This is a genomic window from Paraburkholderia megapolitana (assembly GCF_007556815.1).
Taxonomy (GTDB): domain Bacteria; phylum Pseudomonadota; class Gammaproteobacteria; order Burkholderiales; family Burkholderiaceae; genus Paraburkholderia; species Paraburkholderia megapolitana.
This window is the reverse complement of the sequence record NZ_CP041743.1, coordinates 2,854,746-2,872,462: the sequence shown is the minus strand read 5'-3', so window position 1 is coordinate 2,872,462 and position 17,717 is coordinate 2,854,746. Positions and strand designations below refer to the sequence as shown.

Sequence of the window (17,717 nt, the reverse complement as noted above, 5' to 3'; positions counted from 1 at the left end):
CAGAGGGCTACAGAATGACTTTTAACGGGGAAGAGGCGACGCTCGCGAAACAGCCGGTTGCAACGCGGCCGCCTGGTGTCCCGAAGCCCGATCCCGCGCAGCTCGATCGGTTGTTGTTGAGGGCGCGCAATGCGCATCAGGAAGGTGCGCTTGGGAAAGCGGAACAGGCGTATGGCGAACTGCTGGCGCTAGATCCGGAGCATGCCGACGCGTTGCATCTGCTCGGGGCGATACGTTTTCAGCAGGGGCGGTTTGAGGACGCGGAAGCGTTGATGCGTCGCTCGATCGAGCGTCATCCTGCTGCGCTTCCGCTTGCGAATCATGCGGCGGTACTCGCAAGTCTTGGGCGTCTCGATGAAGCGCTCGGGCGCCTTGATGAAGCGCTCGCGATTAATCCGACGCATCTACGTGCGCTTTTTCAGCGTGGCGGTTTGCTCGGGCAATTCGGCCGTCACGATGATGCGCTGGCTTCGTATGACCGGGTGCTTGAGATCAATCCGGGTGCCGTCGAGGCGCTTCTGAAACGCAGTGAGACCTTGCGTGTACTTTCACGCTTCGATGAAGCGCTGGCTTGTTGCAACCGCTTGCTTGCACTGACTGGGCGTACGTTCGAAGGCTCCAGGGAGCGTGGGTTGGTATTGCGCGCACTCGAACGCTATCGCGAAGCCGCGGACAGCTACAGCCATGCGCTGACCGCTGTGCCCGGCAGCGTCGAAGTGATGTTTCTGCGTGGTGTGACGTTTCTCGATCTTGGCGAGCCGGAACCTGCGCTTGCCGATTTCAACATGGCGATTGCTGCGAGTCCTGGATTCATCGATGCGATCTATAACAGTTCGATCGCGCTTGAACAGCTTGAGCGGCACGAGGAAGCGATTGGGCGTTGCGATCGGGTGCTTGCGATTGAGCCGCAGCATGCGAAGGCGTTGGCGAACCGCGGGAACGCGTTGCGCAATCTCGGCCGCAACGGCGATGCTGCGGCGAACTACGCAAGCTCGATCGAGGTGGAGCCGGACAGCACGGGCGTGTTGTGCAATTACGCCAACGCGTTGATGCACATCGCCCGCTACAACGATTCGCAGCAGGCCTGCGAGCGTGCCATCGCGCTCGATCCTGACTTTCTTCCCGCATGGTTCACGCGCGGCCGGCTGTTTCTGGAAATACATCGCTACGACGAATCGCTTGAGGATTTCGCGAAGGTGATCGCCACCACACCCCGCGACAAGCTTGCGCATTTTCATCGCGGCAACTCGCTGCGCGCGCTGCGACGTCACGAGGAAGCGAACGACGCGTATGCGCAGGCCATCGAGATCGATCCCGATTACGCAGAAGCGCACTGCATGCGTTCATTCCTGTGCCTGTCGCTCGGTGACTTCGAGTCGGGCTGGAGCGAGTACGAATGGCGCTGGCGCGACAAGCAACTGGACCCGAGTCGTCGCGAGTTCGCACAGCCGCGATGGACGCACGGCATGTCGCTGGAAGGCAAGACGCTTCTCTTGTATGCGGAGCAGGGGCTTGGCGACACGCTGCAGTTTTGTCGCTATGCGCCGCTTGCGAAGGCACTCGGTGCGAAAGTGATACTCGAAGTGCCGATCGAGCTGATGGGGTTGCTTGCGACGCTCGACGGCGTCGACGCGCTCGTCGTGCGTGGCGGTCCGCTGCCACCGTTCGATCTGCATTGCCCGCTGCTGAGTCTCCCGCTTGAGTTCCGCACCGGCTTCGCGACGATTCCCTCGAATGTGCCCTATGTGCGGGCAAACGCTGCGACTGTCGAACATTGGCGTGAACGGCTCGGAGCTTCGCAACGGCCGCGTATCGGGCTCGTGTGGTCGGGCAACGCGCTGCATCTGAACGACCGCAACCGGTCGATGGCGTTGACCGAACTGTTGCCGCTGCTCGACGACGCGTTCGAATGGGTGAGTCTGCAGAAAGTGGTGCGCGACGAGGATCAGTCTGCGCTTGCGGCAAGTTCGATTCGCGACATCAGCGCACAGATTGGCGACTTCGCCGACACAGCCGCGCTTATCGAACTGATGGATTACGTGGTGAGCGTCGATACGTCGGTTGCCCACTTGGCCGGCGCGTTGGGTCGGCCGCTTGCTGTGTTGTTGCCGCATACACCCGATTTTCGCTGGTTGCTCGAGCGTGACGATAGCCCGTGGTATCCGAACGCTCGGCTGTTTCGGCAGAACGAGGCTGGCAAGTGGGCGCCGGTCATCGAGCTGCTGAAGGCGGAGATGCCGGTGCTCGTAAACGGAGAAGCGCAATGAGCGATCCGCTGGTACGCACCCAGGCCAACGCGCAATCCCAATCGCAACCGACCGCGTTCCCCTTCGCACCTGGCCCGAGCGGCGGCGCGATGCGAGCGGCCGTCGACGATGCGCTGCGCAATGCCCGCACACGGCTCGAACAGAACGACCTCGTGAGCGCACGGCGTCTCTACGAAGGCGTGCTCACGATGGCGCCTGACAACATTGAAGCGCTGCACCTGTGTGGGCTCGTTTGCCTGCGCCAGGGCGATGCAGTGCGCGCGGAACCGCTGATCGCGCGCTCGATGCATCTCGGGCTACGTCAGCCGTGGAATTTCGCGAACCACGCGGCGGCACTCGTTGGCGTGGGCCGGCATCATGACGCGCTTGCAGTGACCGACGCAGCGCTAAAGCTCGACGCCGTGCATCCCGCGGTCAACGCCGCGCGCGGCGACGCGCTGCTTGGGCTTGAACGGTTCGACGAGGCAATCGCCGCATACGACGCCGCGTTACAACGTGCGCCTGGTCAACCGACGGCGTGGAGCCGCCGCGGCGCTGCACTGCGCTCGCTGGGCCGTCCCGCCGATGCATTGATCAGCCTCGATCGCGCACTGAAGATCGACTCCGGCGATCCGGCTACCCACATCGAGCGCGGTCATACGCTGCGCGCGCTGGAGCGGCGTGACGAGGCGCTGCATCACTATCAGCTGGCTACGGTCGTATGCGGAAAGACGCCGGCGTTGCTGCACGATTCAGGCGTCGTTTTGACTGAAATGGGCCGCGCCACCGAAGCGCTCGCCGTGCTCGACGAAGGTCTCAAACTCGCGCCTCACGACAAAAAACTGCTCTACGCAAGCTGCGTAGCACTCGATCAACTTCATCTGCGCGAAGAACTGCTGCAACGCGCCGACCGGTTGCTCGCACTCGATCGCAATAGCACAGCCGCGTGGGTCGCGCGAGGCAATGCATTGCTCGGACTGGATCGCCACGCGGAAGCGGCGCAAGCCTACAGTGAAGCGCTCGCGCACACCCCCGAGCACGTCGATGCGTCGCGTAACTGCGCGGCCGCATTGCGTTCGCTCGGCCGCTTCGAAGATGCGCTCGAACACTACGAGCGAGCGCTTTCAGTTGCGAGTGTGAATCCGGAGTTGCTGTACAACCGCGCGGTTACGCTCCAGCAACTCGGACGTTACGACGAGGCGCTAACGAGCCACGCCGAAGCTGCACGCGCTCCGGCAGAAACCGCGCAGGGCCTCTACACGCGCGCGGTGGCGTTGCAGCAACTGGGCGAGCATGAGACTGCGTTGCGTGACTACGAGCGTGCTTGCGAGCGCGATCCACATCATGGCGCGGCACGTCGCTCGGAAGCGTACTGCCGGCTGTTGATGGGCGACTTCGAAAAGGGCTGGAAGCAGCACGAAGCGCGCTGGAACGCCACCGATGTACTGCTGAATCGCCGTCACGCCGATCGCCCGTTGTGGCTCGGCGCAGAGCCCGTAGCCGGCAAGACCGTGCTGCTCCACGCAGAGCAGGGTTACGGCGACACGCTGCAGTTTTGCCGCTACGCGAGCCTGGTGCAAGCGCAAGGTGCGACAGTGATTCTCGAAGTACCCGCGGGGCTTGCGCCACTGCTCGGTTCGTTGCATGGCGTGAGCCGGATCGTCAGCGAAGCGGATTCGACGCCAGCTTTCGATCTGCAATGTCCGTTGATGAGCCTGCCGCTTGCCTTTCGTACGACGCTCGACACGGTGCCGGCGGAAACGCCGTATCTACTTGCGGATGCAGAGCGGCGCGAAATATGGGTGCAGCGTGTAGAAGCTATTGCAAAGCCGCGACGGCTGAAAGTCGGGCTCGCATGGTCGGGCAATCCGCGGCACAACAACGACGAGAACCGCTCGCTGCCGTTTGCCGCGCTGGCGCCGTTGCTCGCGCTTGATGCGACGTTTGTGTGTCTGCAGCCGCAGGTGCGGGAGCGCGATCGGGAGGCGCTAGCTGCGAGCGGGGTGGTGAGCTTCGGCGATGTGCTCGCCGATTTCGCGGACACCGCCGCGCTCGTCGAGACGCTCGATCTGGTGATTTCGGTGGACACGTCAGTGGTGCATCTAGCCGGCGCGACCGGCCGGCCAGTGTGGGTGCTGCTGCCGCGTGCGCCGGACTGGCGCTGGTTGCTCGAACGTGAAGACAGCCCGTGGTATCCCACCGCGCGATTGTTCCGGCAGACGCGACCGGGCGACTGGCCGGACGTGATCGGGCGAGTGCGAGACGCGTTGATCGACACGGCGCAGACGCACGGGTATCCCGTGTGAACCCGTGGATTCTGTCAAAAAAGATACGGACCTTTTCGGGCGGTTGGAATGGTCCGTAGCACCCGCCATCGCACTGCCATCGGCGGTGCGTATTTTCTTCTGATTCAGATAGGCCGTCACAGATCGCACCGGCGGCCGGTAATCGGGAATCAGGGAAATCGCGGGTAAGCAGTATTCGCGGCTCCGCGTGAGCGCCATGTCAGGCGCGAACGGCGGGGCCGCCAACTTCTAAGGCTTCGGGGTGGAGAATGGCAGCACGCGCGCGCGCAGTACGACAACAAGATCCCCATGGTTCGCAGTCTGTCCTGAGATCGGACCTGCGGCCGTTGTGCCGCGCGGTTGCCTGGATACTCGCGGTGGGGTTTACGGCACAGGCGCACGCGGCCGGGATCGTGAATCTTGGACAGGCTACGGCGCGTAGCATTTCGGGCGGCGCAGGTGGTGCCGGCGTTGGTGTGCCGAACCTGGGTGTTTCGCCGCAGCAGGCGCTGCAGGCTAGTCAGCCGTCGATTCGTAATCTGGGTACGGCAGCGCAGGCGATTGCCTCGCAGATTGCCGCGCAACAGAGTGCTGCGGCCGCAGCTGCGGCAACGGCGTCGAATGTGCCGAATGGGTTGACGCCGGGTGGGTTGCAGGTGGCGCCGGGGATTACGTTTGAGAATCAGGGCGGTAACCTGGTGAGTCAGAACACAGACCCTACCAAGCCGCTGCTGTGGATCAACGCGTATGGGCCTACGCAGACCGTCTCGAGCAACGGCCATGTCAATGTGAACGTTCAACAGACCGCCCAGAACGCGGTGCTGACATGGCAGACGATGAACGTCGGCCGGCAGACGACGCTCAACTTCGACCAGTCGGCCGGTACGCAAACCAACGGTGCGAATAACTGGGCCGTGCTCAACCGCATCAACGATCCGAGCGGCAGGCCCAGCCAGATTCTCGGCAACATGACGGCGCAAGGCGCAGTCTATGTGATCAACCGCAACGGGATTCTGTTCGGCGCGGGCTCGCAGATCAACGTGCATTCGCTGGTGGCGTCGTCGCTCAGTCTGCTGGATATGAATAACGAGCCGGGACCGCAGAGCGCAGCCGGTATTGCTACCAGCAACCAGTTGTTTTTGAATGTGCTGCCAGGGGCGTCGGGGGGCTCGCTAATCCAGAGGCGGGGAGTTCGAACAACATACCGTCGGCGCCTAATGTGCCGAATGAGATCCTGGGTCTCGGTGCCCAAGCCAAACCACTAGGTCCGTATCAGGCACCCGGCGATATCACGATCCAACCGGGCGCGTCGATTACCACTCACACGAACGGTAACGCCAGCGACGGCGGCTTTGTGATGGTCGCGGCACCCAACGTGACCAACGGCGGCAGCATTACTGCCACGGCCGGTCAGGTTGTGCTGGCTGCGGGTGTCGGTGTGAGTGTCACACCGAATAAAGGTGCGACGAACAATCCGCAGGTGCTGTTGCCCGAACTGAGCGGACAGGTTATCAGCGTACAGAATGGTTCGAACGTCGACATTACCCCTGCGGGTACGCTGACCAATACCGGTATTGTCGAGGCCGCACGCGGCACGGTGAACCTGTTGGGCAGTCGCGTGGGGCAGAACGGCGTGGTGGGCGTGACGACGAGCGTCAATGCGCCGGGCACCATCAATATCTCGACTGTCGACGAGTACGACTCGAATAATCCGCTGCAGCAGACCTACCCAGGTTTCACGACCGTGGTAGGGAACGGACCGGGTGTTGCGATCAATGCGCACCGTGCCGGTCTCCTGACCTTCGGACCCGGCTCGGTGACCGCCGTGATGCCTGACGATGACGGCCAGACGGCGACTTCAACACCCGGCACGGTTTTCACACCCGGTGGCATCACGATGACGGCGGCCTCGGTCTGGTTCCAAGGCGGGTCGCTTGTCGAGGCTCCGGGCTCGAATGTGTCCGTTAACGCGCTGACACAGTCGTTGGCCGGCTATACGACCCCTGTGGGACAAACTGCGGTGCCCGGGCGCATCTACGTGGACGATGGGGCGATCATCGATGTGTCCGGCATCGCGAACACCGAACTGCCTATCGCGCAAACGCTGGTTACGATTCCGCTCATCGGTCAGAACGAGCTTGCCGATTCGCCGCTGCTGCGCAGCGGCTTTTTATTCGGCCTGAAGAACGTCGTGGTCGACAGTACGCTCACCGGTACGAACAGCAACGGTTTGCAGTGGGTTGGCAGCCCGATCCTGAACCTGTCGGGATACGTGAGCCTGATTCCGCGCACGGTCGACCAGCTACTGGTCAATGGCGGCACGATCATACTGTCTGGCAACGAGGTGATGACCGCTAGCGGTTCGACGATGAACCTCAATGGCGGATACGTCCATTACGACGGCGGGATGGTCAACACGACGCGTCTCGTCGATGCGAATGGCGCGATCGTGCCGATCGGTCAGGCGAGCCCATACGACACGTATGTCGGGGTTGCGGGCGAGTTCGTAGAGAACCATCCGCGCTGGCAAGTCACGAAGACCTGGTACAACCCGCTCACGACAGGCGGTGTCTACGAACCGGATTACATCGTTGGCGGCAACGCGGGGACGCTGGATCTGTACGCGACGCAGTCGCTGGTACTCGACGGCACTATTACGGCCGAGGCGTTTGGCGGTTCGAAACAGACGCAGGGCAATAGTCTGCCGACGGGCGGGACCTTCAACCTGGGTTCCGATCCGAAGCTGGCAGCAGGGACTCTGATTAACCTGACGCAAAATAGCCCTGCCGGTGCGCCATCGGGTGAATTCAATCTGGTGGTCCTGCAGGACACCGCGCCGCAACTAGACGATCTGGCGCCGGGCTTTTCGATCGACACCTCACTCAATACGACCGCGCTGAATGCGCTACCGGCGACCGATCCGGACAACATACTGGCCACGATGGTGGTGCCGGTCGATACGCTTAACTCGGGTGGCTTCGCGACGCTCAACGTCACCGGCGACAAATCGCTCAGCAAGGGTTTCGTCGTCGCGGAGGGCACGAAGCTGAACTTGCAACCTGGCGGCTCCGTGACGCTTTCTGCTGCCTTTGGCAGTAGTAGCACGACGATTGCCGGCGAACTGGCGATTCCGTCGGGCAAGGTGGCGATTTCGAGCGGTAGCAACATCACTGTCACGCCGACCGGGCAGATCAATGTTGCCGGCCAGTGGGTGAATAACGACGTGGACGCCGCACCGGGCACGACACCGGGCAACAGCCAGTACGTCAACGGCGGCAGTATTAGCCTGGCCGCTGGCGGGCACCTGGATCTGCAGACAGGTAGCGTGCTCGACGTGTCGAGCGGCGGCGAAATGCAGGCGAACGGTCAGTTGCTGATGAGTAACGGCATCCCCGTCGGCAAGGGCGGTAGCGTGTCGCTCCTGACGTCCGACAACTACCTTCGCCAACTGCCATCCGATCCGTTTCTGTCGATGAATGGCACGATCAGGAGTTTCGGCTTCTCGGGAGGTGGCACGCTGACGCTGGGTGCGGCGGGGTTCCAGATCGGTGGGGACGCGGTTTCGGCGCCTGTGTGGGACGTGGTGCTACCGGCTGATTTTTTTGCGCAGCAGGGCTTCGGCAACTATGTGCTCAACGCACTATATGACTCCACTGTCGCGCCCGGTACAACCGTCTCGCTCACGCAGCAGAACCTGATCCCGAATGCAGTTTCGTTGCAACAGGCGGCGAGCGGTGCAGACTTGACAACAGCCGGCCTGACTAGCGTCGGCACGTTAGACGCATATCACCGGCAACCCACCGGACTGGCGATGACGGGGGGCGCGTACCTTAACGTTATTAACACCTTCAATAACGCGGGCGTATCACCACCGACGAGCATTGCGATACCGCCGAACGACGGCGCCGTCGGAACAGTCAGCGTGGGGCAAGGAGCATCGATCGTGGCAGACGCGGGCGCGAGCATCGGCCTCGGGTCGCCAGTACAGGTGACGGTACTAGGCTCGCTCATTGCGCCGGGCGGCTCGATCGTGCTGAGCGCGGAGGGGGCAACCGGTGCGCGCTACACCGTCCCAGGCCAGGTCACAATTAACGGCGGCTATACCAGTTCGAGCAAGTCCGTATGGCTCGGTTCGAATGCAGTGCTCGATGTTTCCGGTATCGCACTGACCAATCCGCTCGCCGCACCGGTCAAGAGCGGATCGACAACCTTTATACCCGATACCGGTAAGGTGCTGCCGGGCGGATCGGTGACAATCGCCGACGACGCCGGGTATATCGTTGCCCAGGCGGGTTCGAAGATCAACGTGTCCGGTGCGTCGACAAGCTTCGATCAGCTACAGGCCAACGGTACGTATGCGTCGCAGCCCGTATGGAGCGACTCGGGCTCCATTACGCTGGCTGCCTCTAGTGGATTGTTCTTCGACGGCGCCCTGAGCGCCCAGCCCGGGGCAAGTGGTGCGCAAGGAGGCACGCTGACCCTGCTTCCGGTGAGCGGCGCGACGTCGCCATTCCTGCCTGATGGAACGCAGCTTCCTTATTCTTTACCGGGCGCAACGTCGATCGTACTGCAGCAGAGTGGAAACTTCGTGCCGGCGGGACTTGCTCCTGGGCAGAGCATTCTGGCGGCGGCTGGGGTATATAACACCGTTCCCAAGATATCCCAAGACGTCCTCCAACCGACCGGCGTGCTCCAGTTTGCGGCGGACCGCCTGACCGGTTCCGGTATCGGAACGCTGGTGCTGGGCGACAGTACATCGCTTACGCCTGTGCCGGTCGCCTTTGCGGGCGACGTCAACGTCGTGGTGTCGAAGACAGTGCAGATCTACGCAAACCAGATCGTCGCACTCAGCAGCGGTGAGCTTCAGTCGTTGACGAAAGGCGAAGGCAGCAAGGGCAATTACTCGATTCCGACAATCAGCACACTGATGAGCCGTGAAGCGCCGTCGCAGACTAGCGGGCAGTCTGCTCCGCCGCCCATTACGATCGGCTCGACGGTAACCATCGATGCACCGTATGTGGCAGTCGTCGCACCCACGCAGACCGATGTGGCAAAGCTTGGCACCGTTGCCGCGGCGTCGGACGCGACACTGAACGTGAACGCATCGTTCATCGACCTCGAGAACCAGATCCAGATAAACAACTTCGAGCAAACGAATTTCACGAGTAGCGGCGATATCCGCCTGAGTTCAACCAGTCCCGGCAGCAGCGCCATCGCGCTGCAGTCCGGCGAGCTTTACACGCCAGGCAACCTGACGTTCCGGGCCGCGGACCTGTATCCGTCGACTGGCAGCACGTTCATCCTCTCCGCAGTTGGTCCGACAGACCCGACCACGGGAAATCCGACGCCGACCACGATCACGTTCGCTTCGAACGGGACATCCGGCGTGCCGCTGTCGGCGGGCGGGACGCTGCTCGTCGATGCATCGACTATCACGCAAGGCGGTACGGTGCGTGCACCGTCGGGCACACTGGTGTTCGGTGTCGGTGATCCAGGCAATGCCGCTACGCAGACACAGTTCAATGGGCTACCGCTCGTCGCGACCAGTTCGGTAACGTTCGCTGACGGCAGCGTCACGTCGGTATCGAACGGCAATACCATCATTCCCTATGGCACGACGGTCGACGGTGTCGAGTGGCAGTTCAACCCGGTGGCGGGTACTACGCTTCCCGACGTAACCGCGCCGCCGTCGAAGTACATCGGCGTGAACGGCAGCATCGTTGCACTCAACAAGGGCGCGACGATCGACCTGTCCGGAGGCGGCGATCTGCAGGCGGCCGAGTGGGTACCGGGCACCGGGGGCACGCGCGATGTGCTGTCGCAGTACAACGTGAGCTACGCAAGCAATGCGGCAGGTGTGGCGGTACCGGTGAACGTGGGTGCGACGAACGTCTATGCGATCCTGCCGGGCGCGCAGTCGCCGGTCGCGGCGTACGACCCGATGTTTGCGCAGACGCTGCAACCGTCGAACAGCGCGAACGCCACGGTCGGTACGCAGACCACGAGTCTCGGCATCGGCCAGGCTGGCACCGGCGGTGCGATTGGGCAGTCGGTGTATCTGTCGGGCGTGCCGGGGCTGGCTGCAGGCTACTACACGCTGCTGCCTGGGAAGTACGCAACATTGCCCGACGCATATCGCGTGACGGTATCGGGCACGACGGGCACCACGGCTCCGGGCGCGACTCAGGTGCTAGCCGACGGTACGGTAGTGACTTCGGGCTACTTTGCGAATGCGCTCACGGGTAGCCGCAGTGCGACACCAACACTGTTCAACGTGCAGTCGTCGAAAGTCTGGCAACAGTATTCGACCTACACGCTGACCAGTGCCAACAGCTTCTTCCCGGCACTCGCAGCGACTAGCGGCAACGTGGCGCCACCATTACCGGTAGACGGCGGGCAACTCGTGCTCGCGGCGACGAAGGCACTGACGCTCGGCGCAACGCTGAACACGACGGCAGGCGCAGGCGGCGCACCGGCCGAGGTCGATATCGCGTCGCAGGACATCCAGATTACCGGTAACGGCAGCGCGGCGCTGCCTGGTTATCTGCAGATTGGTGCGAGCGATCTCGATTCGCTGAACGCAGGCAGCTTGTTGATCGGTGGCACACGCACGGCAACGACTAGCGGCATCACGATTGCCCCGATTGCCGACAGCGTGGTGGTATCCAACAACGCGAGCAGCGCACTGACCGGACCTGAAATCCTGCTGGTGACGAAAACGGTTCAGGGCAGCACAGACCCGAACGCGACCAACGGCCTGCAAGTCGATTCTGGCGCAACGATCACGGCAAGCGGCAGCTACCCGGCGGCAAAGGACGAGCCTATCGCGATAGCGGGAGACGGCGCACTATTGCGCGTATCGAACGGCGCGATGACGACAGTGACTCGTACCGGCACAAGCGGTACCGGGTTGCTTACTGTGGGTGCCGGCGCAACGCTGACAGGCGGCCAGGCGTTGACGCTCGATTCGTCGGGCAACCTGACGGTGGACCCGACGGCGGTGCTATCTGCGAAGGCCATTACGGTGGATGGCTCAGCGATCACCTTCACTGGCGACACGGGCGCGGCGGCAGTGAATCTGCCGGGCTTCGTGCTCGATGCTGCGGGGGTTGCGCAACTGGCGAGCGCGCAACAGGTCATCCTGCGCAGCGCGGGCGCGATCAACTTTATCGGCAATGTGAATGCGACGTTCGGTAACAGCGTCGATCTGAGCGCGGGCACATTTGCAAGTAGCGGCGGCACTGCGGTGCTCAACGCGCAACAGATCGCGTTCACGAACGAGACCGGTGCGACGTCAGCAACCACAACGCCTGGCGCAGGCACGTTGACGGTCAATGGGAAGGAAATCGACTTCGGCACAGGCAACAAGAATCTGAGCGGGTTCGGCTCGGTGACGATGAATGCGACGGGTGGCATCGTCGGGCAGAACACCGGCACGTTTGACTTCGGCGCGCTGCCGGTCACGCTCAACGCACCGCTGTATCTCGCCGATACGAGTTCGGCATCAACGGTGAAGACAACGGGTCTGCTGAACTTGAACAACGCAGCAGGCACGGCGTTCGCCCGCTCGCCGGTGGGCGGGGCGTGGAGCTTTATCGGCGGCACGATTGCCGATAACGGTGCGACGATTGACGCGCCGGCCGGCAACGTGAGCATGGAAGCGACGACCGGGAATCTGACGATCGGCAGTGGGGCGACGGTGAGTTCGGTGGGTGTTTCGAAGCAGTTCTTCGACACGACGCAGTACGCACCGGCTGGTGCGATCACGTTGACTGCGGATGCAGGTTCGGTCGACGTGCAGGTGGGCTCGACACTGAATTTTTCGGGCGCATCCGGTGGCGGAGCAGCGGGCAGCCTGACGCTGTCAGCGCCGCAACAAGTGGTGAACCTGAACGGCGCACTCAAGGGCGGAGCGGCGAGCGGCAATGCGGGTGGCTCGTTCTCGCTCAATACCGGCGGCGCGGCGAATCTGGATAGCCTCGCGCAGACGCTTGCGTCGAGTGGCGTGAATCAGTCGGTCACCGTGCATACGAAGTCGGGCAATCTGACGCTGTCGCCGGGTAATACGTTGACGGCACAGACAGTGTCGCTGACAGCCGATGGCGGTGCGGGCAACGCATCGGACACGGCCAACGGCAACGTCAACATTCTGGGCATCGTCGACGCGTCGGGCGCAGCAGGCGGCGAGATCGATCTGTATGGTCGCAGCGGCGTGGACGTAGAAGGCAAACTACTCGCAAGAGCGACGAATACGAGCCAACGGGGCGGCAAGGTCGACATCGGGACAAGCGCGGTTTTCGACCCGAGCGCGCCCGGTAGTTCGTATAACGCCACGTATGGTTACGAAAATGTCGGCATAGAGAACTCAGGCAAGATTCTGTTGGGGGGGAGTGCGACGATCGACGTGTCGGGCGGTACAACGGGCGGACCGCTGGACGGTACTGTAAATTTCCGGGCGCCACTGCTGAAGGACGGAACCGTCAACGTGATGTTGACTCCTCCGACGAAGACGGAGGACGGCATAAAAGGTTCACGTGCGACCACGGTCGAAGCGTATGCAGTCTGGAGCACGACCGACGCGACGAGCGGTGCACAGCACTTCGACGCGTCTATCGATCCGGCGGGCTGGTATGACGACAGCGGCCATCTGCTTGCTGGGACCTTTACGGTTCCTGGTACCACATCGACGAAATTTACCTACACGCCAAATGGGGCTGCTGACGGTGGCGGGACATTGACGAACACCACCACCGGTGTTTCCGCAGCAGTGACGGAGAGCCAGCTCAAGAACGGGATCTCCGCCGATGGTTTCGCGGGGCTGACCGGCGACTATTTCGCCGCGACTACGCCCAATGCAGACCACACTGCGTTCTACGGATACCTCGCGCCGGTGACCACGACAGACAGCAACGGAAACACCACGACGGTTACACCACCCGGAACCCTGATGGGATTCGTGCAAAAAGGCGTGAGCAGCGTTGCAAATCAGTTCGTCGGCGCACAGGTAGCGAACTTCAATGTCGTACCGGGGATCGAGCTCGACAATCCGTCCATGTCGATCAACAGCGGCAATATCTCCGTGCTGTCGAACTGGAATCTCGGTGCTGGATCGGCGAACAATAGTGGAACGATCACGCCAGATTTTCGCTATCAGAACACGATAGCTCCCACACTGACGTTCCGTGCGGCGAACAACTTCGTCGCGTACGCGAGCATTACAGACGGGTTTTTCCAGAATCAGGTTGCGACGATTCTGGGGGCGACGGGCACCGGCGCGGCCACGGGGACGTATGCAGCGGCCGAGCAGCAGTTCGAACAACTCGTTGCGCTCGACGATCCCACGCAGATTACCCTGATTCTTACCAACAACAACACGACTACACTAGCGTCGCTCGATCCGGACTCGGTGTTGAGTGCCCCACTGAAAGGCCAGGTTGCAGGCTACTACACGGCGTATGCTTCTTATGCTGGCGCGTGGCAACAGGATGTAGAGAGCTGGAAATCTCCGTCCAGACTCGGGCTCCTTCTGCCTGCAACGCCGTCGGTCAAACCTGCGCCCGATGCGTCGGACGTTGCGTCGTACCCCACGTACTCCGCTTATCTCAGCGGCTATTCGACCTACATTTTCGGCTATAACCTGGCAACCGTGACGCTATTCGGCACACCGACGCCAATAACGCCTCCTGCGGCTCCGCTACCCACCAATGACGCTGAAAAAGCCGCCAAAGAGGCGGCCGCCTACTTGTCCGAGTACGCCAGCTACATCTCCGCGTACCAGCAGACGTATCTGGGAAAGCTTGGCGTGAAAAGTGCGCGTGCACCGAGAAACTCAGTCAACCTCTCCTACGCACCGATCGTGCCTGTTTCGATACCGGACACAGGCGCGGTCAACATCGGCACACTACCGGGTAATGCCGCAGCCAATGTCGCGACTGCGAACAACCCCTTACCCATCGCTTATGCGGCACTACTGGGGGGGCAGAGTTCGTCATACCGTATCGTGTCCGGCGCGGACCTCGACAGTGCCAATCCGTTGGCACTCGAACCGGTTGCGGCTTTCAGCAATATCGATGTGGCTTCGGGCCCCGCGGGCAGCGTTACGCTCAGCGGTCACACCTCGTATATCGACTCCAACGGACAGACCCTCGTTCAGCCTGTGACGATTCGTACCGGCACAGGGTCCATTGACGTCGCTGCGGCTGTTGACATTTCGTTGTACGACAAAAGCATCGACAGCAGTGCGACTGACGCAATCGTGCCAGGCGTTATCTATGCCGGTGGTGCACCGACGCAAGGTCTGGGACTGGCTACCGCGATTGTGAGCGGCGGATCGGGGCACACCGATATACTTGTTACGCCGAGCGTCAATCCGGATTCGGCGGGTGACGTGACAGTGCAGGCACAGAGAGACATCACAGGTCTCGAATACACGACGGACACCACTGGGGCTCAGACCGGTCAGGTGGGAGCCAATACAAGCCAGTTCTGGTGGCAGTGGATGGAGGTTACGGCGAACCCGACGAGCAATGCAGGCACTTTTGTGCCGTTGACCCGTTCGTCGATCGATTTCGGCGCATTCGACCAAGGCATCATGAGCGTTGGCGGCAATGTGTCGATCAGTGCGGGCGGCAACATTTCCGATCTGGCGGCCTCATCTCCAACGACATGGTACCTGGACAGTAACAACAACCCGGTGACCGTCGGCGGCGGCAATCTGAGCGTGCGGGCAGGCGGCGATATCCTGAGCGGCGACTACTTCGTTGCGAGGGGAACTGGAACGATTACGGCAGGTGGCCAGATCGGCTCGGACTTCAGTGTGCCATCGCCGCAGGTGGGACCACCGGTCGTGGTCGCTACGTTGCTGGCGACGCAGGACGGCGTGCTGAATGTCAATGCGCGTCAGGGTGCAAACATTGGTGGCGTGTTCGATCCGTCGTATGTGCAAAGTAACCCGCTGTTACTTGTCTACCGCCAGTATGCTGATGGGCAAGGGTATTCGCAGACATCCGCAGTGAACGTTTCATCGACGACCGGCGAAGTGGTGCTCGGGTCGCTAGGCGCGATCAGCCTGATCGGTGGGGGCGCTACCGGCACAACGCCGGGGACCGGCGATCTTTCGTTTATCTTGCCCGCAACGGTCAATGTGACGGCGTTCACGGGCGGGATCAGCATAGACGCCAGTGGCGAACTCTATCCTTCGGCATCCGGTAACCTGAACCTGATCGCGGGTCAATCGATCGATTTCTCGAGTCTCAACGGACTCGCCAACAGCACGGGGTCAGGCAGCGGCGCACTGCCGGTATTCGGAATGCTCGATGAGGATCCTTCGGCGATGCCGTCGCCGACCAGTCCCCAAGCCAGTGTTCCCCTTGCAACTGAGAAAACTTTGGCCGCCCATGACGCGAGCGCGCTACATGCCGACGACACGACGCCAGTACGCATTTACAGCCTGAACGGCAGCATCACTAACGGGATCCTGGAGGCGGGTGGTGGTCGTGCAGGTCTCTACAAAGATTATGTAACCCTTGCCATCGACAAGCCGGCGTTGATTCAAGCAGGACAGGACATCGTCAATCTGGCATTCCAGGGACAGAATCTACGCCAGTCGGACATTACGCGTATCGTGGCGGGGCGCGATATCTACGACGCCACGTTTGATACCGCTACCGGCACCGAAGTCGTCACGCCCGCACTGATCCTTGGCGGTCCCGGTACCTTCGATATCGAGGCTGGCAGGAACATCGGTCCGCTGACAACCGCTGCTCAGGCCAGCGGTGCTCCATCGGGTATAGACGCAGTCGGTAACGCGAATAATCCCAACCTCCCGCACGAGAGTGCGGACATCAATGTGCTGTTCGGCGTGGGGCCCGGTGTCGACGTCGCGGCGTTTGTCTCGACGTACGTCGATCCCGCTAGTTCGGTTACCGGTGTGCCGAGTGCGACGAACGCACTGATCACATTCATGCAGCAGTACGCGGCCGGCCAGACGGTCGACACGGGCCTTACCAACAGTCAGCCGGCCGTCCAGCCGCTCACAGCGGCCGACGCATGGTCGAAGTTCAAGGCGTTGCCACAATATGTGCAGCAGCTCTTTGCGGAACAGGTGTTGTTCAGCGTATTGACGCAGGTCGGCCAGGACTACAACAACCAGGCCAGCAAGTACTACCAGCAATATGCTCGCGGGTACGACGCAATCAACACACTGTTCCCTGCTTCGCTCGGCTACACGGCGAACAACCTGAGCGGGGGTAGCAATGGCGCGAACAAACCGGTCAGCACCGGCAACCTCGACATGCGCAGCACGACGATTCAGACGCAGCAGGGCGGCAACATTTCGATTCTCGGGCCAGGTGGCGAAGCACTCGTGGGTAGCACCACAGCGCCGCCGCAGGTTGTCGACAACACCGGCAAGGTTATAGCCGGCCCCAGTTCGATGGGTATCCTGACGCTCGAGCAGGGCAACATCAACATCTTTACCGACCAGAGCGTGCAGCTCGCACAGAGCCGGATCTTTACCGAACAGGGCGGCAACCTGACGATCTGGAGTTCAAACGGTGACATCAACGCAGGGAAGGGTGCCAAGACGTCCGCCGATACGCCGGCACCGCAGTACGTGTGCGATGCAAACCACTACTGCACAGTGGATGCGCGAGGGGAAGTGACAGGTGCTGGCATCGCGACACTGCAGTCGGTGCCGGGTACACCGCCGGGTAACGCGAATCTGATAGCACCGCGCGGCACCGTGGATGCAGGCGACGCCGGCATTCGCGTATCGGGCAACCTCAATGTGGCCGCGTTGCATGTGGCGAACGTCGACAACATTCAGGTCCAGGGCGCGTCGACAGGCATACCAGTGGTGCAGGCAGTGAACACCGGCGCGTTGACAGCGGCGAGTTCGGCGGCGTCGGCAGCGAGCCAGATGGCACAGGACATCGTGAAGAACAGCGCATCGGGCGTCGGACAGCGGCGGTGGACAATCTCCGTGCAGGTAGAGGGTTTTGGTGACTCGAACGACGACAACGCAAAGAAACGCAAGCGTGAGCAGGTTGGCTACGATTCGTCCAGTGCGGTGTCCATCCTGGGTTTCGGTCAGGTTGCGCCGAACCGGCAAGCCGTTTTGAGCAGCAGCGAGCGTGAGCGGCTGGGTAAGATCTGATCAAAAAACCGCGACCTGATCCTGCGGGTC

At 61.9% G+C, this 17,717-nt stretch carries 4 protein-coding genes; all 4 read left to right on the top strand.

Features of this window, described 5'->3' with window-relative positions:
- The first annotated feature begins 14 nt into the window (after window positions 1–14).
- The 4 genes from FNZ07_RS12075 to FNZ07_RS12065 all read left to right on the top strand — a co-directional run bounded on the left by FNZ07_RS12075 (window position 15) and on the right by FNZ07_RS12065 (window position 17,687).
- Window positions 15–2,267, top strand: coding sequence for a tetratricopeptide repeat protein (locus tag FNZ07_RS12075; protein ID WP_091006593.1), 2,253 nt, complete (start codon window positions 15–17; stop codon window positions 2,265–2,267).
- On the top strand, window positions 2,264–4,552 hold the full coding sequence (locus tag FNZ07_RS12070; RefSeq protein ID WP_091006591.1) for a tetratricopeptide repeat protein: 2,289 nt from the start codon (window positions 2,264–2,266) through the stop codon (window positions 4,550–4,552). The genes FNZ07_RS12075 and FNZ07_RS12070 overlap by 4 nt, the downstream gene beginning before the upstream one ends.
- Before the next feature lie 356 nt (window positions 4,553–4,908).
- Window positions 4,909–5,796, top strand: coding sequence for a filamentous hemagglutinin N-terminal domain-containing protein (locus tag FNZ07_RS34055; RefSeq protein ID WP_249040654.1), 888 nt, complete (start codon window positions 4,909–4,911; stop codon window positions 5,794–5,796).
- Complete coding sequence (locus FNZ07_RS12065) at window positions 5,751–17,687, top strand: filamentous haemagglutinin family protein (protein ID WP_249040653.1); 11,937 nt, start codon at window positions 5,751–5,753, stop codon at window positions 17,685–17,687. Before FNZ07_RS34055 ends, FNZ07_RS12065 begins: the two co-directional genes overlap by 46 nt.
- Window positions 17,688–17,717 lie beyond the last annotated feature (30 nt).

Bases quoted from the DNA above. Each gene is read 5' to 3' on its own strand.
- FNZ07_RS12075 (WP_091006593.1), top strand. From the start codon at position 15: ATGACTTTTAACGGGGAAGAGGCGACGCTCGCGAAACAGCCGGTTGCA.
- FNZ07_RS12070 (WP_091006591.1), top strand. From the start codon at position 2,264: ATGAGCGATCCGCTGGTACGCACCCAGGCCAACGCGCAATCCCAATCG.